Genomic DNA, 22,606 nt, shown 5'->3' on the forward strand with positions numbered 1-22,606 from the left:
TGCTTTTTTAGGATCTCTTAAGGCCCTATAATAAAATAGTATTAAATAAAGAGGGATCTTATGAGAACTTTAAGCGTACTCAATAAATTATTTACCATGGCCATCATCTTTTCGATGATCAATTTAAATATTGCTATCAATATTGAACAGGCCCGTTTCAATATCTCTTCAACTCAAGCCTACGCGCAAGCACCTGAGGACCCAGCTCCAGAAGGTGAGCCAGAAAGAGATCCGCAACAAAGTTCATCAGGTGGATCAATGGAATCCCAAGAAGTTCGTTCAAATGATGGAACTGTTGTACTAGAAAACACACAAGAAACAGATACGGATGCAATCACTCAAAAACGAAAAGAAATGAGTGGTACTTATAACAAAGAAGAAGCAAGTGGCCTATTCAAAATCTTTGGTAATGGCGTTGTCGCACCTATTATCCTTGGGACTATTGCTTATATTACCTCGAAAATGTGGTTCTACTTTCAGCCTTCAAAGCCTATGGATATTTGGCCCGCAGTAGCTGGCGCAGTCATTTTAATTGGTAATGAATTAATGTCCATGTTTAAACAAACTGAATCACTTAAAGATCGTAAAAGTAAAATTGAATATGAAGGCCTTTCTGAAGATGGAACAGTTGATGTTTCTCAACAGCAAATGCTTGAGGAAGAAAAAGCTATTCTCGAAGAGATGAAAGAAACTGCAGAATCTAAGGCCAAGTTTCAACTTGCCGCTGGTGCTGCTTTTGCCATCGCAGCTGGTGTAGCAGCCTGGAAGCAGAATGAGCAACTTTCATTTGGGCAATTATGTGCACAGTCAGCAAATGCAGCTTTTTTAGCTGCTAATGCAACAGCTTCAACAGCGCTTACATGTGGTGCTACTGTTGGAGGTGCAAAATTATCAGAAGAAAGTGCTAGTTGTGAAATACCTACAGTTAGTGTCGCTGAAATAGAGGCTCTAAAGCTTGCACCGGGACCTTCTGAAGTACAATATAAAGCATTTGTTTCTCTAATAAAAAAGAAGTCAGGCGCTTCTTCAAAGTGCTTAATTGGAACAGAAGCAGCTGGTAAAGCTGCCCTGGCTGAATGTAAAGCGACAACTAGCTCAACAGGAGGAGCGACGAGTGGGCAAATAACGGCACTCACAGGTGCTATTACAAATTTAACTGAGGCTACAACTTTAATGAATAATAATTGCCTTATTTATACTGAAGAGTCATTAAAAGAAAGCGGTGAAATGGCATCTGTTACAGTAACAAGTTCAAACAATATAAAAAGTAATAATTTTTATACGAGAGTCCTCGGCTTACTTATAGGGAAGGCTTATGCAGGGATGGGGAATTCTCTCGGAGTTCTACTTGGACTAATAGGTGCATACCTTGTTCCAACTGGTGCATATATGACAAACTTTATGCTTTCTAGTGCTAAAAGAGGATGGTTATGGCTTGGCTTTAGTGGACTTGCTATTGGAACATCACAAGCAACGATGGCCGAAGCAAAAGCAATTGATGATAATATTAAAAAGATAGAATCAATTTTGAAAAAATTTAAGTCTGCTCAAGCTGTAACAAGGGTAGCGACTAGGAACCTATCTAAGAAGACGACTCGATTTGCAGCTTATCAACCACAAAAGATTGGAACAGAGCTAGAGTGTGTTGGAGGACTTCCAAAAATTAGAACAAATAATGGATCTAAAGCGTGTCCATCTCCTGAGAAATATTTAGTAGATGGTGTGAAAGGATTAAGTAATGTTGGCTTTTCAATCCCAGGCGGGTTTACTGGTGCCATGGTTGATGCAACAAATGGGCTAAATGGTGCTGATACAATAAGTCCAAAAACTCAACATGCGATTGATGTAATGGGTAAGAGTGCAAATGCTATAAATAAGCAAGCAGGGAAGGCTCTTAAAAAGACTTTAGAACGTATTAATAAACAGAATAATGGAAACAAAGGCACGAAAAGATTACTTGCTTCTTTAGGCAAGGGCTTTAATAACTTAAATAAGAAAGCTGGTGGTAAAGGTGGACTTATGTCGGCCCTTCCATACTTATCACAACCACCAAAACAAGATGGTGAAGAAAATGGTGATGAGACTGCTGGTCAGCAAGATGGATTAGCAGCAAAAGCTAAAGGTGGAAATGGAATAGGTAAGTATAAAGCACCTAAGGCAGAGAAGTTTAAGTTTGATTTTGGTGCAGATGATGCACAAGCGTATGCTGCTCAAAAACATGCAGAGTTTGATGAAACAGCTCAGGCCGTTGCAAATATGGAAGAGACTCCAGATGGTGAAATTATTGAAGATAAGAGTGTTGATATCTGGAAGGTAATTTCTGTGCGCTATAAAAAGACTGCATATGATCGATTATTAAAACGTATTGAATAATTAGAAAATAAAAAGGGCCTTGATGAGGCCCTTTTTTTATAGATCGATTTTCTTAATTCTCTTATCAATTCCTAAATTCTTCTTACGATATTTATCACCGAAGTTTCTTGGGCAATCGACTGATTCGTAAGTGAAGAGTTTTGTATCATTAAAATAAGAAAGATTCTTCTTTCCATTATAATACCACTGCGAATTTGACCATGAGCTAACTTTCATCTCTGGCTCTTTGCTCTTCTCGTTGATGACAATATCATCAACACGATAGATAGAGCTTGGAGTACGACCTGACTTTGCGTAACGAGTATCTATTTCCTTCACGCATGAGTCAACTTCATAAGCAATCTCATAACTAGGAGAGCAAGCTACAAGTGTCGATAATGTAAGGATAGCTAGGCTAATTCTTTTCATAGGTATCATATCGTCAGATGAAGTGATTTTCTTGAACTGTCTAAGTAATTTTAAAGAAAAATTAAGTACTTACGATATGAACTAGTTATAATATCTTAAGACAATGCCTAGAACGATATAGAAGAAGAAGTGGCAGCCGAGAGAAAGTAAGTAGCCACGATAGAAGTAAGCAATCAGGTAAGCAAAGAGCGTTCCCCCTAGAATTGAAGGAATAATAAAATAAAGGGCCTTCAGTCCAAAGATGTAAAATAGTGGGAGGTGGATAATTGCAAAGAATATTCCAAAGTATTTAACGCTATCTCTTCGATTAAAAGTCTTAATATAATATTCCACTAGAATATTAATTAGTATCTGTTGAAAGATAATATCACTAGATTTTGCAACGAAGATATTCCAACTAAAGAGTGGGAATAAAATCTTTGAATTTGTAATTTCTAATTTTTTAATAATAGAAATTGGAAAGATATAATCAATGCAAAGGGCAATGGCCAAAAAAATTGCAATGATCTTTAAGTAAGAAGCGATATGTTCTTTTGAGATCTTAAGAGAGTTTGTTGTGTAATTAAAAACAAGAGCACTTGATAGAAATATAAGTGAATTGATTGCCCATCCTGAGTCGTAATCTAGGCCATAGTTTTCTTTTAGAATTAAATTGAGAAATCCCATAATGAAAACCCAAAAGGCCCCTAGGATAACTGTAAATTTCAATGTTTCTTGTTTCATATTTTGAAGTGTAAAGTCGTAAGAAAAATGGCGCACTCGTCAGGATTCGAACCTGAGACCGTCCGCTTAGAAGGCGGATGCTCTATCCAGCTGAGCTACGAGTGCGTAACAGTGACTTTGTGTTCAGTTAAAATAATGGCACATGCCACATTTGTCAATATAAGATGTAAAATATGTTGAAGTGATGGTAAAGTTTATATATACAAAATCACTAGGAAATTATGTCAGAAAATGCAATTAAGGCCAAAATTATTCGCTCTCATCAGCGTGACTTCGACTGTCTGATCGAGGGGACGAAGGATGTTGTCAAAGCAACTGCCCTTGGTAACCTTTTGAAGAAAGGGGAGACCTTGGTGGTTGGCGATAATGTTTGTTTAGAGACGATCCCTGAAACGGGTGAGTATCTAATCAAGGAAGCCTTAGAGCGTAAGAATGAGATTTTTAGAGTTCTTGTAAGAGTTTCAAAAAAGAAAGTTACCGCAGCAAATTGTGATTATCTGGTCATTCTCTCAAGTGCAGCAAGGCCAAAGTTTAAAAGAGGAATCGTTGATCGCTTCCTTGTAAGAGCATTCCAATGGGGAGTCGAGCCTATCGTCGTCTTTAATAAGATGGATGGTTATGACCCTGAAGAATTTGATATTCAATACGAAGTACTACGTCTTAAAGAGTTAGGAGTGAAGTACTTTGAGATCTGTGCTCTAGATCAAGATTATGAAACTCAATATCTTAAAGGTGGTATGCACGAGTTTAAAGAGGCCTTAAAGGGCAAGACCGCTCTGTTCGTTGGCCAATCGGGTGTGGGGAAATCGGAGACGATTTCATGTCTTTCAGATGGTGAAGTGGAGTTAAAGACAAAGAAGGTTGGAAAAGTCGGTAAAGGCTCTCACACAACAACTTGGTCTGAAATTGTTGATTTAGGTGACTTCTATCTAATTGATTCACCAGGTATACGTTCATTTTCTTTAGATGATATCGATCCTGAAGAACTAATTGAGTACTTTCCAGACTTAAAAGAGATTTCACGCCACTGCCAATTCTCAAATTGTACCCATGAGCCTCACAATAAGGGCTGTGCCTTTTATTCTGAGGAATATGATCCAGATACAGAAGAGGGATTAATGATTCATTCTCGACTTGAGAGCTATCATTTATTCTATTCCGAGATCTCTGAGACCCCATTTTGGCAAAAGAAGAAAAAATATTCTAAGTGATTGATTTTATGAACTTGTTTGTATGGAATTTCTTGCCCAAGTACGAATTTATCTAATGTTTACCTCATGAAATTCTCCCTTTTGACGACAAGTAAGTCAGTAAATTTATCGTTATAAGGGGTAGAAATGTCTGACAATAAAGTAATCAACTTCCAAGCTAAAAGAGAAGAAAATATTGAAAAGAAACGTCGTAGTTTTGAGCGTATTTGTTTCAATAATTTTATGGGAGCTTACTCGGTAATTGAGTCAGATGGTTATTCTTATCCTATTAATATGGTTGATATCTCAAAAGATGGACTTTCATTTAATGTTCCATGGAATGAGAAAACAGATACAAAGATTAAGCTAGGGGAAGACCTTAAGCTTAAATTCTACTTCACTAAAGGTTCTTATATTCCTGTAATCGTTACGATTCGTCATAGCGCACTGACAGAGGGAGCTGATGGTGTCACTTATATGCAATATGGTTGTGAGTTTGATAAATCAATGCACTCATTCAAGGCCATGGAGCAGTTCATTAACTTTATCTACGCATTCTCAGAGTATTCAGTAGTGGATAATGGTGAGATGAAGTCACTGTTCATTTAATCGCTTATCTAATTGCAATTAGGCTTTGAACCTTATAATATCGGGCCATGAAAATAGCTATTTTAGGAAGTGATAGAGAGGCTCTTGACGCCTACCAGTATTTTACTGAGCTTGGTGTTCATGTGAAGCTTTTTGGTGAATTTAATCCATCTATGGATTTAAGTGGTGTTTCACACAAGAATGTGAAAATTGCTCGCGTACACAAAAGATTTATTGCCCCTTCTCATCGCTTTGAGAGTCGATCTCGAATGGCCGACACGTTTCGAGTTGTTTTCAACGTTAATGCAACCAGCGAAATAGAAAGACAGAAATTAGAGAATCCTGAGATCTTTGAAAAACTTGGAGAAGATGTTTTGGAGTCTCTAAAAAACTCAATTGAGTCCTTTGAAGACTTTGACTTCGTTTGTTTCTCAAATGAATTATATCGTCCCAATGCTATGGGAGCTGCGAATGTTTGTGCTCTTAATGAAAAGACATTAAGAAATGATGAGAGACTAACTTATCACAGTGAGCATCAGTCTTGTCTTGATGCAATTAAGCAAGCACGTAACTTATGTCTTGTTGGAAGTGGACGCGAGAACCTAAGACTCCTTAATGAGCTTAAGGATGTGTATCTCGAAGACCTAACAAAGACAATTCAACTTGTAACAAGTGAAGAGATCCCGTTTGATGGGATTGATTTAAAAGATAAAGAATTAATTTATGGTTTTAGAGATCTTCTTGCAAAAGATCGTGAACAATTTAATTCTGAAGTCACTGAATTTGAAAAGAAGATTATGGAGTGGCGCTCTCTTGAGCCTCATATTAAAGCAAAGACTCCAGCTCCGGCCGAACCAAAGCCACGTCTCATGATTTATAATAGTGCTGTTGTTTCATCAGTTGATAAACTGCTAGATCGAGAAGGACTTTTTGTTACGATCGAAGGTAGTGAACTTCTTGGAGGAGCAGAGCAATTAAAGACATTGGCCTGTGATCGAATTTGTGTTGATCAAGGTTTATATCTTGATACGGAGAAAATAAGAGGCTTAGATCACAATGAAGAAGGCTTTTATTCACTAATTGATATGTCATTAGATGAAATTAAAGAAGATATGTTAAAATACTTTTCTAAGCAAAATTAATTAAAGGTTAAGAATTGAAATATATTTCGCTATTACTATTAACAATCTTATTCTCGTGCTCAACTGTGGTCGAGCGTGACTTTGAGAGAGTTCAGACAGATGAGTATTATCGAGACTCTGGAGCGGCAGTATACTTTCTTCCTCTTATTCCTCAATGGCGTGACTATTCAAGTGCATCTCAATGTTCTCGCTCAACTCAAATCCGTTATTTAAATATTAAAAACTTAATGACGAGTTTTTCTCTTGATCACCAGAATGCTTCACAAATTCAATATGCCTTTAATAAAATCTACCGTGAAAAGGCAAAGGGAATGGATCGAAGTCCAACACTAAAAGAAGTCGAGCAAATCTTTTTTAGTGCAAATGACCTTGTAAGTGCAACAGGTGGATACTTAAAAAGACCAAAGTTTAAGAATGTTAATATTATCTGGTTTGATAGCTACCGAGAAAACTTATCGAGACTTTCTCGATTAATGAATTCTAAGTCAATGCTGCAAGGTAGACCTATTTTTGTTTCAACTTGTTTTCTAGAAGATGAAATGAAGTCAATGATGAAAAAGGCAAATGTAGTTTATGAAGGTGCTTTCTTTGTGGACTTTAGTTACTTAACTTACTTTGATGAAGCTGGAGAGTTAACATCAGAAGAGTCTTTATATATAAGAAGCTATTTAGAAAAGAGTGTTAAAAATATTAGAATATATTCTAATTCAAAACGTCCTTCATTCGTTAAAGGTCGTTATAAATTTATTAAATATTAAGGAGTAACCAATGTTTGGTTTAGGAACAAAGAAAGATTCTCACAAAGAAGAATTAGATCGTATTTACGCAAACTTCCAGACAAATATGGGAGATTTTAAAGTTGAACTTTATGCAAAGGAATGTCCTGAAACGGTATGGAATTTTGTTAACCTTGCAGAGGGAAGACAGAAGACTTCAGCAAAAGAAGGGCCATATTATGATGGGCTAATTTTCCACCGTGTTATCTCTGGATTTGTTATCCAAGGTGGATGTCCAGAAGGTTCGGGAATGGGTGGACCAGGTTATAAATTTGAAGATGAATGTCTTCCAGAACTTCGTCATGAAGATGCGGGAATTCTTTCAATGGCAAATGCAGGGCCTGGAACAAATGGCTCTCAATTCTTTATTACACTAGGTGCAACACCACATTTAGATGGACGCCACACTGTATTTGGTAAAGTGATTGAAGGAATGGATGTTGTGGAGAAGATTGGTGCAGTTCGTACAGGTATGCACGATCGTCCAATGCATGACATCGTTATGGAAAAAGTAACAATTGAGAGACCTTAGAATTTAATTAATTCATCTCAATTCGATCAACCATCAGTTGAATATACTTATTACCATTAAAGTAATTTAAAGCGAGCGTAAAGTAGACTTCTAATTCACAATTAGGGTCTGCTTGGCGCTCAAATATTTCATTTGGCGTAAGCGCTCCCCATTTTGTCATATAGTTGAAGCTAATTCCCTTAAGATTAATTTTCTGATTTGTAATTGAAGTGAAGTTCCAGCGAACGTGCACATCTTTTAGTAGATCATAACTCTTAAGCATTGCTCCTTTAAGCTTAAAGATAGGCTTTGCATTTCCCATCCCATAAGGCTCAAGGGCATCAAGTCCTCTTAGAAGAGCAGGGTCGATTTCATTAGGTGATATCTCAAGATCATAGAAGTTCTGTACCGTTCTTTGAATCAGCGGAATAGCACGAAGCTTTTCATTCATTGATTGTTTGAAGGCTTCATAATTTTCTTGTTTCATGGAAAGGCCTGCTGCAGCTTTATGGCCTCCAAATTTTAAGAAGAAATCACGATGCTCATTTAAGAGATGATAAATATCTAGCTCTCCAGCAGAACGAGCTGAGGCCTTGATAACACCTTCATCTTCAGCATCACTGAAAACAATGGCAGGTACTTTAAAAGTTTCAACAAGTTTTGAAGCTACAATTCCAATAACACCTTCATGAAAATGAGGAGCGTAGACGATGGAGATATCGTGATCTCCTCCACCTCTTTTAATTTCATCGATAACTTGTTGTTGGGCCTCTTCAAAGACTTCTTTTTGAATGGCCTTTCTCTCTGTATTACAATTAACAAGTTGGTGATAGTACTCACGTGCCTCGTTATAATCTTTTGAAATTAAAAGTTTTAATGCGATCTCAGGATGATCAAGTCGACCTTTCGAGTTAATAAGAGGGCCAACATTAAAAGATAATTTCTCACTTGGAATAACATCTTTTGAACGATCTGTAGGATCAAAGAATGCTTTTATTCCTTCGTATTGAGTATTTTTAATCAGCTTCATTCCATGACGAACAAGCTTCATATTCATTGGAGTTAAAGGAGCAAGGTCACAAATCGTTCCAATAGCAACATATTGAAGAAGATCATAAACTGAAGGAATATCTTCACCACGTGCAAGAAGGATCTTTCTAATTTCAACACAGATTGCAAATGCAACACCAACACCAGCTAGAGGTTTCATATCTGAGTCTGCCGGTTCATCACGACGAGAAGGATTAACAACGGCCACTGCATCTGGCATTGTTTCACGCCCATCTTTATGGTGATCTGTAATGATTAATTTAAGCCCTTTCTCTTTTGCATAAGCTGCGGCTTCAACATTGGAGATACCACAGTCAACAGTGATCATCAGATCAATGCCATCTTCAATAGCACGATCAATTGAACAATTATGTAGGCCATAGCCTTCAATAAAACGTGATGGTTGTATAAGTTCAACTTCACGATTTAATTTTTGAAAGAATTGATAGAAGAGAGCACATGAAGTTGTACCATCCACATCGTAGTCACCGTAAATTGCAATCTTTTCACCTGCATCAAGTGACTTGATAATTTCATTGGCCGCTACATCAATATCAATGAGCTCCCCAAAATTGGGCAAAGCTTTTAAATCCCAAGAAAGAAACTCACGAATATCTTCATGAGACATGCCTTTCTTGTTCAAAAGTCTTTGAACGACAGGGTGTAAATTAAAGGTATTTTCAGTACTTGTGTGTGTTGTGTTCTCCATTATTGAACGATATCACGTTAAGTAGAGAACGAGAATTAATAAAGTCTTACCAAATGACGGTAATACCCTTTATAACGTCTTCTTCGTGCAGGTCGTTAACTTCAGAGAAAAGCATTCTAAACTCTTGAGAATTAGAAGCATGAATCTTATTAAAGTAGTTTGAAGGAAGAAATGACTTCTTGCAGCTATGACATTTTTGAACTTCTGTAGCAGTGTCATGCATATGGCCACACATATGGCATTTCTTAATGAGTCTTTTTTTACTATGAGTTTTATTTAATTCTTTCATGAATAGACCTTATTTCTTAAATGTAACAAGTATCTCTTCGAAGAATAGATGAATAAGTTTAGTAAAAATGGCAAAAATTTCCATTAAATCACAAAAGGCCGACTATTGAAGTCGGCCAATGTATCAAATAAATGGAGGGGGTGGGGTATTAAAATAGCCTAAAGTCACCTGTACTAGAGGCATCTAAAACATTTGATTGGTTGTTCATAATTGGAGTATTGCCAGTTGAATTCATACCACCGTAGCTTCCTTTTGTTGCTGAAGCTCCTAGTCTAAAGTTTTGAGCTGGGATTTGTGTTCCCCATCCAAAACCGTAGCGTGAGTAATCATAATTCTTTACCTGAATCGCTTGATCTGGTGCCAATTGCGTTCCCCAAGGCATTGATTCACTGAATCTCATCATTGGTGCATCTTGTCCGTAATAGTCATTGTAACCGTAATTCCAATTGTTGGCCGCGTTCAAGCTCTGGATAAATTGTGTCTGCTGTCTTAAATCAAGCATCATAGACATATAATCACTTTGCTGATTATTAAAGGCATCAAATGATCCAAAGTACGAATTAATCTGAGGCTTTGTAAATGACTGGGCCATTGGATTAATTAGTTGTTGCATCATGAATGCTTGCTGCTCTTGTCTTTGTTGTGCAATTTCATTTTGCATTGATTGAATATACTCAATAAGGGCAAGTTCTGTTTCTGTAAATTCAGAATCATCTTTATCTTTCTTGTCTTCCTTCTCTTTTTTATCTTCTTTTTCTTTTTCAGATGAAGCTACTTTAGGAGACTCTTCATTTGAATCTTCTTTCTTATATTCATCAAGTTCAGCTGTAATCTTAGCTAACTCATCTTGAAGCTTTTTGATTTCATCAGTATTAACTTCTGATTTTGCATTTTGAATTTCACAAACAAGTTTTGCATTCTCTTCTTTTAATGCTTCATTTTCTTCTTGAAGAGTAATAAGTTTTTCACTTATTAGTCTTAAGTTTTCTTTTGTTTCTTCAAATTTAGAGATTGCCTCTTTTGCAGTTTCTAGCTCAGCTGTTCGAGCTTCGATAAGCTCTTCGAGGGCCTGAATTTTCTCTTGTTTGATTGCTTCATCGACATTGTCTGTTGATGATTGGACTTCACTCAATTGTGATTTAAATTTTGAAATCTCCTCACTACTTCTAGCAAGCTCTTCAGTCATTGTACTAGACTTCTCTTGCAATTCGCCAAAGCGTTTTGTGAGATCTTTATAATCATCGATTAATTTCTTATCTTTTAATTGAATCTCAACTTTTGTAACATGCTCAACCTTTCCAAAAAGTCTTGCGGAGTCAAACCAAAGGTCAAAGATTCCTTTTTGATGGACCTGGTAATTAGAGACCGTAATTTCTTGCACATTTTGCTCACCTGCAATTTCACGATAGTGTCCTGTGCGTTCTACGTTATTAGAAATCATCATTTCATTTTGTACGTAAGTACTCGATAGAAATAATGCACTCATAATAAATAGCTTTTTGTAACAAGCCTTCATAATTCCTCCCATTGATACAATTTATATGTTGCAATAGGCGTGCCAAGAAAATAGCCTCAAAAGCCTAAATATCGTGCAAAAATGCCATAGTTGGTGTTCATATTTTAGACACTGGCCAAAACCAATGCGCTTTTGCTTAAATATAGGCATGAAAGAAGCAATATATAAGAAGACCTATCAGGTTAGTATCAATAGCGTTAATATCAACAAGAAGCTAGGCCTCTACGGCATTTTAGGCTATTTGCAGGACATTGCTACAGTTCACGCTGAGGAGATGGGCTTTGGGCTTGAGGATATGATTAGAGACCAGTCTTTTTGGGTTCTTGTAAGACAAAAGCTTCGAATGACGAGATTTCCTGGTTGGAATGAAAAATTGGAAATTCAAACTTGGTCACGCGAGCCTCAGGGGATGTACGCTTTCCGCGATTTTGAAATTTTTCAAGATGGTGAAAAAATAGGGGATTGCTCAACAGTGTGGATGATCCTCGATGGAAAGACCAGAAAAGTTAAGAAGCCAGACTTTCCTTTAGAGAGAATTAATCCCCGCACAGATTATCAATTAGATTATATTGCACACAAGGTAGAGCCTCGTGAAAACTTTGAAAAAGTTAATACGATTGTCGTTAGAAATAGTGATCTCGACCTTAATATGCATGTGAATAATACAAAGTATTCTCAGTGGATCTTAGATTCAATTCCAATTGAATTACATAAAACAGCAAAGCTAAATGAGTTTGAAATTAACTTTATGGCCGAGACTCATCTAGGTGATGATATTGATATTTACCGCGCTCGAAATGAAGAAGGTGAACTTAATCACGATATTGTTTATAAAGGAGTTAGGCACTCGGATGGTAAGACTTGCTTTCTTGCTAAGATCTTAGCTAATTAAATTAGCGTAGATAGAATTCAAATGTACAAGCACCCTTTCCTGAGTAGCAGACTTCTGTTCCGTATGCTGGAACAATACCTTCGTTACCTGAGTTGATCGCGATATTAAAGGCATCGGCCGTAGTGTAGCTATCATTGGCATTTTGGCCTGTACAGCCGGCCGTACGACTGGTATGACGAAGGTTTCCGGTACAATCAGTATAGTCGTAATCCCATACCCCTGTACCATTTTCAATTATTGGTGCTCCTGCATTGTAAGAAGGTGAAATGAACATGGCATCAGTTGTTCCAACTGCACGTGAGAATTGCTCAGGATTAATAGATGCTCTTGTATTAGGAACACTTCGATGTACTAAGAGATGGTCAGCGACAGTGCTAACCATAATTGAGTTATCGAGATCTGTTACACCACTTGAGCGCACAACTAAAGTCCAGCCGCCACCGTCAGTTGTCATATCACAATAAACAGTTCTTAAAGTGTTGCCACCAGGTGTGAAGTTAATCGTGTAATTTCCTGAAGGTGCATTTGGATTTTCTTCGAGTATTTGTTTACAAGAAGACTTGTAATTACCATATGAGTTTGCTTCTCGGATCATAAGCCAGCCATTTCCTGCGCCAGCTGCAGTTGCTGGGTCAGTGGCCCAGGCTTTTGACGAGCTTATCCAATAAGCACCGTTATAATAGCCATTACCGCTTAATTCTCCTCCACCATCAATTTTCCCACTCCAGCATGCAGCATACCAAAAAGGTGTCGATGAATATAGTGTTCCACAATTATCAGTTGAATTACTATCATTATCTTGATCAATTGTTGTCCATGGATAACCTCCATGTGTGATAGCGATTCCTGGTTTCACTGAGCCAAGAACTTGTTGATAGGACTCAATATTTAAACGGTATTTATCAGCAGGATCAAAATTCTTTACTGTCATAATCGCCTGTTGCGATATTGGTTGGTCATAGTCATAAGACCAAGAATAGAGTAATTGAAAGTCATCATTGCCTGAAATTTTATCCCAGTGCTCCAGTCCTACAAAGTAATTCAAAGTTTCTAAGTATTCATTAGGAGATTCTGCTCCAATGCTTTGTCTTGAGATTGGAGAACATTTGCCTGTAAAGTCACTTGAAGTTGATCGATCATGAGAACAACGTGGCAGTGTACTAATTGAATTACTATAGCTAATACCTGTTGTTGGCTTATTTGTTCCTTCTCTTGTATTTCCCCATACAAGAGTCCAGCCACCACCTTGAGTTTCCATGTCACATATTGTCGGAAATGGATCATCTATTCCAAGTGGCCCATCAGGGTCAATTAAATAAACTCCTGTTCCAGCAGAATAGCCGCGATCAAGAATTTCACGGCACGATCTCATCGAAGGAAGTGAGCGGACCCATACTCTTGTTTCTTGGTATTGTTTAAGGTTTAGTCCAAGACCGGTGTCAGTTTCTGTTGATGTAAAGGCACTTGTACAATAGTTATTTCCTGAACTTGCACATGTCGATATATCGGTGGTCACAAAAGTGTCTCTAGGCACACATCGCTTACCGTAACCACCACCAAGGTATACTCGGTCTGTTGTAGCAGGGTCAACATTAATACAACTATAAAAGACTCGCCAGCCATTACCATAACCATAGAAGAAGTACTGACCAACTAAACCTACGTTTTCATTCCCATCCATATCCGCAAACATGACATTGGGATTAGTTGCATCCCCTAGGGCCGCTACTTGTTGAAAGTATTGTGGAATTGTCTTATCTAAGTATGCAGTCTCCCAGGTATTATCGGTAATATCAAAGCCTGTATTTACACCTTCAATACGCATTTGATTAAAGGCTATAGAATTTGATTTTGAATAAATTTCTGCTGAGGTTTCACCTCTGACTGCGTGAGTAGGGTAACCGTGCCATACTTTTGTCCAGCCGCCACCATCTGTCGTCATATCACAATCAACAGTAACAGCACTGCCTTCTGGATAAATTGTATAGCTTCCATTACCACGAGATTTACCACTTAAAAGAATATCCATACAGTTTTTAGGACGGTCATATTTCTCTCTTAAAAAGTAGCGCGCCTTAACATTTGCCTGACCAGTGTTAAATCCTCCGACACCTCTTGTTCGATAGATATCACCACTATTTGATGTATGATAGATATAATGTCTCGGTTGGTCGTGAACATCAGAAGTTGATGTTTGCGTATAACCTGGCAAGCAATCTCCCCATCCAAATCCTACCCAACGAGCGTGGCGATCAAGGTAATAATCAGTTCCATTACTATTTCTAAAGCGAAATTGAGAGCCACCTGTGAGCATGTCACAATCACCAGGGTTCGAACGATTTGGCCCCGATTGCATATCGACGACTAGATTAAAGTCGTTAGGGTTAAAGAACTCAACTGTTGAAAAGTCAGTTGCTCCCCAGTTTGTAATATCTCTTGCCATCATTTGAGTAGCCGAGAAATCAAAGAAGTTATGCATACCAACTGTGTTTATATCGCTGAAGTTCGTTGCGGTAATATTAATTCCTGAAAATTCATTTTTCATTTCATCATATGACTTCTTAGTCGTCATTGTAGCATCAGCAGCATTGGCATAGAAGAGAGTCCAACCACCATTATCGATATCCATTTCACAATATATTTGTGTAGGAGTTACTTGATCTGGATAAATCGTATAAACGCCTGAACCTTTTGATTCTCCCAAATCAAGGATATGTTGACACGACATAGGCCTCATCCCTTCATCATGTAGGTAGAGTTCAACAAGGGCAGTACCTGTATCATTATTATAAGTTGAAGGAATTCCAGTTTTATAAACTTGATCTGAACCAATGGCATAATACCAATTTGAGTGATTTACTGAACCATCAAGTAATGAAGAATTACCATTAGAGTAGGCGAAGGTATTATTACCTAACTCAAGTCCACCCCAACGCTGTTCATTTCTATCGATAGAGATGCCGCGATAGCCAGAGACAGGAGTATCATAGATTGGGTTTGTGTATTGTGACCAAATATTTCTCCATGATTCATTTGGATAATTAATTTTAAAAGTAAATCGATTGAGATTCTCAAATTCATCAATATACTGAAGAATTGAGTATAGGTTTGCTGTTGGAGTTGTTTGATTATATAAAAGAGCATCATTTACAGTTGGAAAGTATCCACCAGTAATATTGTGTTTGAAAACGCGGGTCCAACCACCACCGTCATTATCCATATCACAATAGACATTCATTGCACTTAATGGGCCTGCCCCATCGATATCAACTGAATAGACGCCACTTGCATAACTGCCTGTTTTATTCATTGTCGAACATGAAACATTACAATCTCTAATAACCAGGTCAGAGGGATTGTTAGCATAGAAATTCATCCACTCAACATTTGTTTTAGTTGCAACAAAGTGCTCTTTAGTTGATGAAGTATTCCAAACTTTCTTACAAGTTCCATGAGCTACTATCGTACGTAACTCATTTGAGGTAAGTTTAAAACCTGTATCAACAGTGTTAATCCCAAAGGCAGCTTGAGAGAAGATAAAAGTAAATAGAAGACCTATTTTAAAGTTCATTCTTTATTTGCTTTTTGTAACTCTTTGATAGCAGCACGCATCTCTTGCATTTCAGCTTTTAGTTGCTCATTCTCTTCTTTTAAAGAAGCGATTTCTCTTTTAACTTCCTCGTCATTTGAAAAGAGCTTGTCTAATTGCTCTGAGATTGACTTCACTGCTTCAACAAGAAGTGCAGTGATATTTCCGTACTGAACTGATTTATATCCATCCTTACTTGTTTTAACTAATTCTGGTTGAACTTTTTCAACTTCTTGAGCAATAAAACCAACAGTCTTCTCTTGCGGGAAGTTTCTGTCAGGAAACTCATCTGTCTTCCAGTCAAAAGTTACACCTCTTAATGACCTAACTTTATGAAGTGGATCAATAATGGTTTCGACATTCTCCTTGAAGCGTTCATCTGATGTATAAAGGTATGAAGCTGCAATCACATTTCCTGCAACATGTAACTTTTCAGATGGTGTAATTGTTCCTACACCAATATTTCCTAAAGTATCAATTGTCATATGTGTATTTTTATAAGAGGCGTCATCATTTCTTTGACCTAAGTATAATACTCCGTCATTGTTGTTAAATGACCAGATCTTGTTATCAACTCCACCAGAACGATCTTCAAGGTAAATATGAGAATTAAGTGCTCCGCTTACATGGAGAAGGTTTTGTGGTGTTGTCGTTCCAATACCAACGTTTCCAGTATTGAAATATATATTACTTCCATTAGTGGTCCATTGTGATTGGTTAATTGTCCCCATCTGAGTTGTTACATAATTTTTCACCGCACTAACAGATGGTGCTTGAGTCGTCTCTGTTCCAGCTGTTGAATTTACAACTGCTGCTGTTTGAGCACGTGCCGTTGTGAAATATAAATTTGTCCCTTCGGCCACGTCATCAGTATCAAGGCCTGTAATGGCCGTATAGTTTGCATTAATTTGTGCCTGTAATTTTCCGTAGGCATCAAGAACTGTATCAGTTGCTGCAAGTACTGAATTTGTTCCCACTGTATATCCCGTTAACGGAGTATTTAATACAGTCGTGCCATCAACAACTGATGATGGAACACGTCCAGACCCATCGAGTCTTAAGAGTTCATTAGCACCATTAGATGTATTAACTCCAATCTGAATGTCATTAGCATTCTCAGTTAAGGCTATGTCACTTGTTGCTGTTAATCCCTTAAATGGAAGGTCTGTTCCAGACTTTGCTAGAACGAGTGATGCTCCACCAGCACTTGATGCTGTATTTTGCTCACCGCTTGCCGCTACTACTGTTGATAAACAGCCACTACCGTCAATACAGATATCGTTTCCAGTAGTCACATTCATTCCACCATCTACCGTTAGCTTTTGAGTTGGAGTAGTTGTACCAATTCCGATATTTCCTGAGCTTAGAATATTAAATTCATCAACTCCATTTTTTGTTATTTTAAAATCATTACCATTTGAATTTATAATATAATCTGGTGTCATTGCTACGCCTGTTGGCGGTGTCCCTGCATCAACGGTTAGTGTCGGTATATTTGGCTTTGTTGAAGAGATATAAACATTATAAGCAAATGAATTTCCTGATTGCCCAAATCTTAGGGATGCCGTTTGAGTAGAAGAGTCAAAGTACCATTGGTAGCCAACAAAGTTATTGCTAATATTGGCAGAAACGACTTTAAAAGTATTACCGCCATTGGTAAAGGCAACATCAAATTCCATATTTATGATACTAGAGGAATCTGCAGTTGTTCTCACACTCCTAATAATTACTTTTGTGTTTTGTACACCTGGTGTCAGTGTCAGTAGGGCACGATTTCCTACAGAGGCATCAGCATGGGGAAGACTTATTCTCTGTGCCCATTGGTATTCGGCAGTATTTAATGAAATGTCCCCCGCGATATCCATCTTTGCTGTCGGAGTCGTTGTTCCGACACCAATGTCACCAGTGTTAAAGTATATATCACTACCTGTCGTCGTCCATTGTGATTCGTTAATAGCACCGGTTTGAGCAAGAACATAGTTTTTCATTGCATCGACAGAAGGTGCCTGCACTGTTTCTGATCCTGCAGTGGAATTAACAACAGCTGCTGTTTGGGCACGAGTATTACTGAAGTATAAATTTGTCGTACCTTCTGCTACATCATCAGTATCAGTGATAGCGTTACCTGCAATTGAGCTGGCATGAGCATCTAGTTGTGCCTGAACTTTTCCAAAGGCCTGTAGAACTGTATCTGTTGCAACAACGCTTGAAGCTGTTCCATTTGTAAAGCCTGTGAGTGCTACATCAATTGCTGGATTATAATTGATAATTGAATCAGCAAGTTTCCCTCCAGCACCTATTTGAGGTATTTGATTTGCACTTGTTCCAACATCAACATTGATTGTTCCTGTTGTTGTAATTGGGCCACCAGTAAGTCCAGTTCCAGTTGAAACAGATGTAACAGTTCCGTCACCAGAGCCAACTGTTGAAAGACAATTACCACCATCAATACAGATATCATTTGTTGTTGTTACATTTATATTTCCATCAACTGTTAGTTTCTGTGTCGGTGCAGCCGTTCCAACTCCGATATTTCCTGTATTTCCTTCTAACACTAATGCTGTATTATTAGCGCCATTAAAGAAGTTGAAATGAAGTTCGTTCTGACTAGAAGTGGCCACTGAGTTTGAACCAAATGCCATGATATCCCAGTAAGAAGCAGCAGAATTTCCTGTTTGCATTCTAATTGCACTCTTCTTATCTTCATGTCCAAGAAGGTTTAAGCTAGCTCCCGCAGCGGAAGTTGTACCTTCAATTCCAATCTCTGCCCATGTGGCATTTTGGACATGTAGTGGGTAAGTTGGAGTTGTTGTTCCCACTCCAACATTTCCTGAGTTGTAATAGATATCACTACCTGTTGTTGTCCATTGTGTTTGATTAACGTTACCAATTTCTGTCGTAACATAGTTTTTAACTGAATTAACAGAAGGGGCGATTGTCGTTTGAGTCCCACTCATATCATCAATAACTTTAGCATCAGCATATGTATCGACGTATCCTTTTACCGCTAATTCACTTGGTACTTGTGTTGAAGAATCAAGAGTTCCCGAGTTGTCGAGATCACTAGCAGGAATTTGAGCAACGTTTAAGACATTACCTAGGCCTACATAAGTTTTATCAATAGTTGGAGCGTTTATCTTTGACCATGAAATTGCGGCTGTTGAACTAATATCTGCATCAACAATAGACCCATCAGTAATATCTGCTGAACCCACTTCTGGGTTTGATCCACTTGTAACACGTCCATATTGATCAACTGTAACTGATGTATAAGTTCCCGCTGTACCAACTGTGGCCTGACCTAAAACTCCAGCATTATTTACTAATGTACTATCAACAGTTAATGCCGCGGTTTGATTGATACAATCAAACTGATTACCTGATTTAATTAAAACCTGATTATCTAGACAGCCGCCAACGAAGTCGAGGCTATCTGGAGTGATTGCCGCGTTAGCAATTGAATCCGCCGTTACGGCCTTATTTGCATAGAATGCCATCGGAACAGAAAGTATTTTTTGATAGTCAAAAGTGAGTCCATTAGTAACATCAGTTACTCTTATTAAAAGAGTTTCACTACCAGTAAGGTCTTCAACATGAGTTTGATAATTTGGTATTACAAGTTCTGTGCTATAGATTCCGTTTGAAAGTGTTACAGAATTAATATTAATTGTCTCAAGAAGAGTCGGACCTGTAGAGTTAAAGACTTCAAAGCGTAAGTCGACAGTTCCCGTAATAGGGGTTCCATCAGTTTGCACAAGCCTTCCCGAATATCCGATGAGGTCTGTAGAGGCACCTATATTAGAGCTAAGTATTAAGCTTAATGAGATGACTAAAGAATATATTAATTTTTCGCCAACGTTCAACTAAATCCCCTGTTAGTACAGTGGTTTATCGACATCTTAACTTAATTTTATTAACTAATTGAATATTAGTGACTTAGTGAAGAATTTCTTTCCGGATTGGCATTTATTAGCCAAGAAATTGAGGCTTAAACTCAATTTCTTGACAGAGATTTAATAACTTAAGGTGTTGCTTTACAAGGAGGGTAGTTTCTAACTAGCTCACCAATAGGCCCACCAGTTTGACTATGATTAGGTCTTAGCTTTTCCCAATAAGAATTAGTTGGAAAAATTCTACCTGAGCCGCGATATATTCCGCGTCTTCCTTTGAGGATTTCCATCATAATGTCCATGCTACATTTTATCTGATTCTCTGGTTTGATTGTTGCGGTATAACCAGTTTCAAACTTACAATTTTCTCCGCGCCACATTCTATTTCTTTTAACTTGATTGAGCTGAAATAGTCCCGTTGGACGATCTGTGGCATCAGGAACAGGCCCTGTATTTACTTTTGTCGGATCACATGATGACTCAACTTGTGCAATTGAAGCAAACATCCAAACCCAAAACCTCTTTCTTTGCTGGTTATTTAGATTGTACCAATTAGGGCAAGTGTATGGGCTTGCTGTCATTCCTCTCACTTCATCATAGAGGTAGATATCCGATGCTCCCTCTGTATTGTCGATATAATTAACAATCATATCTCCCCATACACCAAGGCTACCATCTTCTTTTACAAAGTTCTCACACATCTTATTAAAATAAAGAGAGCCTCGTCGAAATGTTGTCGGTAATGGATCTGCCTCTGAAATAAGATTATCTTCAACTTTACAGTCTATACATGGCTCTTCAGGTGGGGCCACGACTTGATCAATAACAACATTTATTTCTTCTAAAAATTGAGCTGTCGAATACGGAGTTGTTTCATTTGCGTATAAATTAAAGCTTAAAAAGAATATAACTAAAGTCTTCATTAGTTACCTCCCTTTTTGCGTTTGAATATACACTTGATCTTACTCTCGATTGAATTATAAGAGACTTGCTCATCACTAAAACTTAAAACCTGAGTACTTGTGGCTTCAAGCTTTTTAAACTTTTTAGGGCATTCTATGATTTCTGAAAATTGAGTTACCTTGTTATTTTCAAACTTATAACGAGATGTTGACTTGCAGCCATCAGAAGTCTTTTCAATTTGTTTTTCTTTTGAAAATGGGCCAAAGAAAATTGTCTGTCCAATTCTAAGGCCATCATTAGGTTTGCTTGAATTTAGAAAAGCGAGAGTACCCGAGTCACAAAATCGACTATTTGATTTGATGACTTCATATTCTCCAACATACTTCTTGGCCACATCCAAAAAGCTCTTAATCTCATCTCCAAAGCTTGGGAGAGTTATACAAATAACTAGTAGTAATTTCAGTGTGTTAAGCTTAGTGCTCTCTTGTCGATTTCTCATTCTTATTTCCTATTTTACCTACGGAAAACCTTGTAAATTATACCATCTTAAGAGGCTTTCTGAGGCCATAGAGTCATGATTGCCTCTTTTATTCCTATCTTATTTACACTTCAATGGCATAACTTCTTAAAGATTGATACTGATACTCCAAACATTAGGAGATAGGTATGAAGAATATAGGTATGCTAGCGGTTCTTGCGTTACTCGTATCGTGTAATGCAGAGAAGATAACAACGGTTAAAGTTGTACACTCTCTTGACTCTGATGCACTTAGTGGTGAGATCAAGGTTAATAGTCAAAAATTAAATTTCAATGGATCATCTGGTGAAACATTTGAAATCAAAGGAACTTATCCACGTAATCTTTCAATGGATCTAGATTACACTCATGCAGAAGCTTTCTATGCAAATAGTGTAAACAAGCTACCTGCTACAGAAATCAATATGAAGTTCGAGGTAAGAGGTTATAACTCTGAAAAAGGAACTGTTGATTTAAGAAGAGAAGGAAGTGTTAAGCTTCAAGGTGAAAAATTCAAACTTACTAATTGCTCTAATACTGTTGATTTCAAAGTTGATGCTAGTGAATTAACAATTGATATGTCTAAGTTTAAAAGTTTAGCTTCATGTAAGTTCGTAGGAAAATATAAGAACCACAATCGTATTGGAGAGAAGGGTAGACTACATAATGGTTTTGGACGTAACTTCTTTAAATTCGATTCAGATAAAGATATGGGTCTAGAGGCCAGTTATGCAATCCGTAGCCAATTTTCAGGTTATGTTTATAAAGACGGAGAAATGGCGGAGTATCTACAGAAGATGCTTACTAAAATTGCAAAAGCCTCAGATATGCCTGATCTTGAACCTAAGGTCTACTTCATCAATGCACCAATTGAGAATGCATTTGCTCTACCTGGTGGATATGTATTTGTATTTAGAGGTCTAATTGAAGCACTCGAAACAGAAGCTGAGCTAGCCGGTGTTCTTGGACATGAGTGGGCCCACGTTACTGAACGTCACGGAACAGAATCTGTTTCAAGAAACTTAAAAAATATTGCTACAAAGTATGTTGGAGCTGGACTTGTATGGGCACAGTTTAATATCTTTGGTGCAGCAGCAGCTTATTATATCTATGATAAATTAGAAGAAATTCCACTTATGGGATTTAGTCGTCTTCAAGAGCTTGAAGCGGATAAAATTGGTGTACAATACGCTCACGAGGCTGGTTATTCACCATATGGCCTATCAAAGTTTTTTGCAGCAATGGGTGATCGTCAAGAGTCTTGGTTAGAGTTACTTGTTTCAACGCATCCAAGACCTTCAACTCGTGTTGAAAAAATTGAAGAGCTTGTTTTTAATTATATTCCTTATTCAAGAGATGCTGTTGTAACTTCAGAAGATTACCTTGCAGCTAAGGAAACAATGAATGAAATTGAGCCAATGCCTTACTATATCGCTATGAGAGTGATGGCCCAGATGGGTGGTTTAGTTGAAGAAAGTATCAAGAGCTCAGTTAGAAAGAAATTTAAATTAGAAAAAGAAGACTAGATTAAAGGGCCCTC

At 37.6% G+C, this 22,606-nt stretch carries 17 protein-coding genes and 1 tRNA gene; 8 read left to right on the forward strand and 10 right to left on the reverse strand.

The window, feature by feature from the left end:
• Nucleotides 1-60 precede the first annotated feature (60 nt).
• A complete protein-coding gene (locus tag ACMAZI_RS03615) occupies nucleotides 61-2,373 on the forward strand; it encodes a hypothetical protein (protein ID WP_412473760.1) in 2,313 nt (770 codons plus the stop codon).
• Between the two features lie 36 nt (nucleotides 2,374-2,409).
• Here the strand turns inward: ACMAZI_RS03615 and ACMAZI_RS03620 are convergent, their stop codons facing one another.
• From ACMAZI_RS03620 to ACMAZI_RS03630, 3 genes are all read right to left on the reverse strand, one after another.
• A complete protein-coding gene (locus ACMAZI_RS03620) occupies nucleotides 2,410-2,781 on the reverse strand; it encodes a hypothetical protein (RefSeq protein ID WP_114705549.1) in 372 nt (123 codons plus the stop codon).
• 81 nt (nucleotides 2,782-2,862) lie between these two features.
• Nucleotides 2,863-3,504, reverse strand: coding sequence for a hypothetical protein (locus ACMAZI_RS03625; protein WP_114705548.1), 642 nt, complete (start codon nucleotides 3,502-3,504; stop codon nucleotides 2,863-2,865).
• Nucleotides 3,505-3,532: 28 nt separating this feature from the next.
• Nucleotides 3,533-3,609, reverse strand: a tRNA-Arg gene (locus ACMAZI_RS03630).
• A gap of 116 nt (nucleotides 3,610-3,725) precedes the next feature.
• Between ACMAZI_RS03630 and rsgA the strand changes: the two genes are divergently transcribed.
• From rsgA to ACMAZI_RS03655, 5 genes are all read left to right on the forward strand, one after another.
• The gene (gene rsgA, locus ACMAZI_RS03635) at nucleotides 3,726-4,715 is read left to right on the forward strand and encodes a ribosome small subunit-dependent GTPase A (protein ID WP_120405351.1); all 990 of its coding nucleotides are present in this window, start codon (nucleotides 3,726-3,728) and stop codon (nucleotides 4,713-4,715) included.
• 126 nt (nucleotides 4,716-4,841) lie between these two features.
• Nucleotides 4,842-5,303 carry a PilZ domain-containing protein gene (locus ACMAZI_RS03640; RefSeq protein ID WP_114705546.1) on the forward strand — a complete coding sequence of 154 codons (462 nt, stop codon included), beginning with the start codon at nucleotides 4,842-4,844 and terminating at the stop codon, nucleotides 5,301-5,303.
• 47 nt (nucleotides 5,304-5,350) lie between these two features.
• Nucleotides 5,351-6,424, forward strand: coding sequence for a hypothetical protein (locus ACMAZI_RS03645; RefSeq protein WP_412473759.1), 1,074 nt, complete (start codon nucleotides 5,351-5,353; stop codon nucleotides 6,422-6,424).
• Between the two features lie 14 nt (nucleotides 6,425-6,438).
• Complete coding sequence (locus ACMAZI_RS03650) at nucleotides 6,439-7,182, forward strand: hypothetical protein (RefSeq protein ID WP_334678044.1); 744 nt, start codon at nucleotides 6,439-6,441, stop codon at nucleotides 7,180-7,182.
• A gap of 10 nt (nucleotides 7,183-7,192) precedes the next feature.
• The gene (locus tag ACMAZI_RS03655; protein ID WP_412473758.1) at nucleotides 7,193-7,732 is read left to right on the forward strand and encodes a peptidylprolyl isomerase; all 540 of its coding nucleotides are present in this window, start codon (nucleotides 7,193-7,195) and stop codon (nucleotides 7,730-7,732) included.
• A 7-nt stretch (nucleotides 7,733-7,739) separates the two neighbouring features.
• On the opposite strand, the gene recJ is transcribed toward ACMAZI_RS03655, so the two are convergent.
• The 3 genes from recJ to ACMAZI_RS03670 form a co-directional block, all read right to left on the reverse strand.
• Nucleotides 7,740-9,470: a single-stranded-DNA-specific exonuclease RecJ gene (gene recJ / locus ACMAZI_RS03660; protein WP_334678045.1), complete on the reverse strand. Its 1,731-nt coding sequence runs from the start codon at nucleotides 9,468-9,470 to the stop codon at nucleotides 7,740-7,742.
• A 46-nt stretch (nucleotides 9,471-9,516) separates the two neighbouring features.
• Nucleotides 9,517-9,759, reverse strand: a complete 243-nt coding sequence (locus ACMAZI_RS03665) for a hypothetical protein (protein WP_114705541.1) — start codon at nucleotides 9,757-9,759, stop codon at nucleotides 9,517-9,519.
• A 148-nt stretch (nucleotides 9,760-9,907) separates the two neighbouring features.
• The gene (locus ACMAZI_RS03670) at nucleotides 9,908-11,275 is read right to left on the reverse strand and encodes a hypothetical protein (RefSeq protein WP_412473757.1); all 1,368 of its coding nucleotides are present in this window, start codon (nucleotides 11,273-11,275) and stop codon (nucleotides 9,908-9,910) included.
• Between the two features lie 148 nt (nucleotides 11,276-11,423).
• On the opposite strand from ACMAZI_RS03670, the gene ACMAZI_RS03675 reads away from it, so the two are divergent.
• Nucleotides 11,424-12,167 carry an acyl-[acyl-carrier-protein] thioesterase gene (locus ACMAZI_RS03675; RefSeq protein WP_158536748.1) on the forward strand — a complete coding sequence of 248 codons (744 nt, stop codon included), beginning with the start codon at nucleotides 11,424-11,426 and terminating at the stop codon, nucleotides 12,165-12,167.
• A gap of 1 nt (nucleotide 12,168) precedes the next feature.
• Here ACMAZI_RS03675 and ACMAZI_RS03680 read toward each other — a convergent pair whose 3' ends face one another.
• The 4 genes from ACMAZI_RS03680 to ACMAZI_RS03695 form a co-directional block, all read right to left on the reverse strand.
• A complete protein-coding gene (locus ACMAZI_RS03680; protein WP_412473756.1) occupies nucleotides 12,169-15,738 on the reverse strand; it encodes a fibrinogen-like YCDxxxxGGGW domain-containing protein in 3,570 nt (1,189 codons plus the stop codon).
• Nucleotides 15,735-19,511 carry a tail fiber domain-containing protein gene (locus tag ACMAZI_RS03685; RefSeq protein WP_412473755.1) on the reverse strand — a complete coding sequence of 1,259 codons (3,777 nt, stop codon included), beginning with the start codon at nucleotides 19,509-19,511 and terminating at the stop codon, nucleotides 15,735-15,737. The genes ACMAZI_RS03680 and ACMAZI_RS03685 overlap by 4 nt, the downstream gene beginning before the upstream one ends.
• 266 nt (nucleotides 19,512-19,777) lie before the next feature.
• The gene (locus ACMAZI_RS03690) at nucleotides 19,778-20,569 is read right to left on the reverse strand and encodes a hypothetical protein (protein WP_334678049.1); all 792 of its coding nucleotides are present in this window, start codon (nucleotides 20,567-20,569) and stop codon (nucleotides 19,778-19,780) included.
• A complete protein-coding gene (locus ACMAZI_RS03695; protein WP_412473754.1) occupies nucleotides 20,569-21,048 on the reverse strand; it encodes a hypothetical protein in 480 nt (159 codons plus the stop codon). The genes ACMAZI_RS03690 and ACMAZI_RS03695 overlap by 1 nt, the downstream gene beginning before the upstream one ends.
• A 167-nt stretch (nucleotides 21,049-21,215) precedes the next feature.
• On the opposite strand from ACMAZI_RS03695, the gene ACMAZI_RS03700 reads away from it, so the two are divergent.
• A complete protein-coding gene (locus tag ACMAZI_RS03700) occupies nucleotides 21,216-22,592 on the forward strand; it encodes a M48 family metalloprotease (protein ID WP_412473753.1) in 1,377 nt (458 codons plus the stop codon).
• The last annotated feature ends 14 nt before the right edge of the window (nucleotides 22,593-22,606 follow it).

The sequence above is a fragment of the Halobacteriovorax sp. YZS-3-1 genome (assembly GCF_047084945.1).
Lineage (GTDB): Bacteria > Bdellovibrionota > Bacteriovoracia > Bacteriovoracales > Bacteriovoracaceae > Halobacteriovorax_A > Halobacteriovorax_A vibrionivorans.

Coding starts and splice junctions, on each gene's coding strand:
- ACMAZI_RS03695 (WP_412473754.1), bottom strand. CDS start 21,048: ATGAGAAATCGACAAGAGAGCACTAAGCTTAACACACTGAAATTACTA.
- ACMAZI_RS03640 (WP_114705546.1), top strand. CDS start 4,842: ATGTCTGACAATAAAGTAATCAACTTCCAAGCTAAAAGAGAAGAAAAT.
- ACMAZI_RS03690 (WP_334678049.1), bottom strand. CDS start 20,569: ATGAAGACTTTAGTTATATTCTTTTTAAGCTTTAATTTATACGCAAAT.
- ACMAZI_RS03675 (WP_158536748.1), top strand. CDS start 11,424: ATGAAAGAAGCAATATATAAGAAGACCTATCAGGTTAGTATCAATAGC.
- ACMAZI_RS03615 (WP_412473760.1), top strand. CDS start 61: ATGAGAACTTTAAGCGTACTCAATAAATTATTTACCATGGCCATCATC.
- ACMAZI_RS03700 (WP_412473753.1), top strand. CDS start 21,216: ATGAAGAATATAGGTATGCTAGCGGTTCTTGCGTTACTCGTATCGTGT.
- ACMAZI_RS03665 (WP_114705541.1), bottom strand. CDS start 9,759: ATGAAAGAATTAAATAAAACTCATAGTAAAAAAAGACTCATTAAGAAA.
- ACMAZI_RS03620 (WP_114705549.1), bottom strand. CDS start 2,781: ATGAAAAGAATTAGCCTAGCTATCCTTACATTATCGACACTTGTAGCT.
- ACMAZI_RS03670 (WP_412473757.1), bottom strand. CDS start 11,275: ATGAAGGCTTGTTACAAAAAGCTATTTATTATGAGTGCATTATTTCTA.
- recJ (WP_334678045.1), bottom strand. CDS start 9,470: ATGGAGAACACAACACACACAAGTACTGAAAATACCTTTAATTTACAC.
- rsgA (WP_120405351.1), top strand. CDS start 3,726: ATGTCAGAAAATGCAATTAAGGCCAAAATTATTCGCTCTCATCAGCGT.
- ACMAZI_RS03645 (WP_412473759.1), top strand. CDS start 5,351: ATGAAAATAGCTATTTTAGGAAGTGATAGAGAGGCTCTTGACGCCTAC.
- ACMAZI_RS03625 (WP_114705548.1), bottom strand. CDS start 3,504: ATGAAACAAGAAACATTGAAATTTACAGTTATCCTAGGGGCCTTTTGG.
- ACMAZI_RS03680 (WP_412473756.1), bottom strand. CDS start 15,738: ATGAACTTTAAAATAGGTCTTCTATTTACTTTTATCTTCTCTCAAGCT.
- ACMAZI_RS03655 (WP_412473758.1), top strand. CDS start 7,193: ATGTTTGGTTTAGGAACAAAGAAAGATTCTCACAAAGAAGAATTAGAT.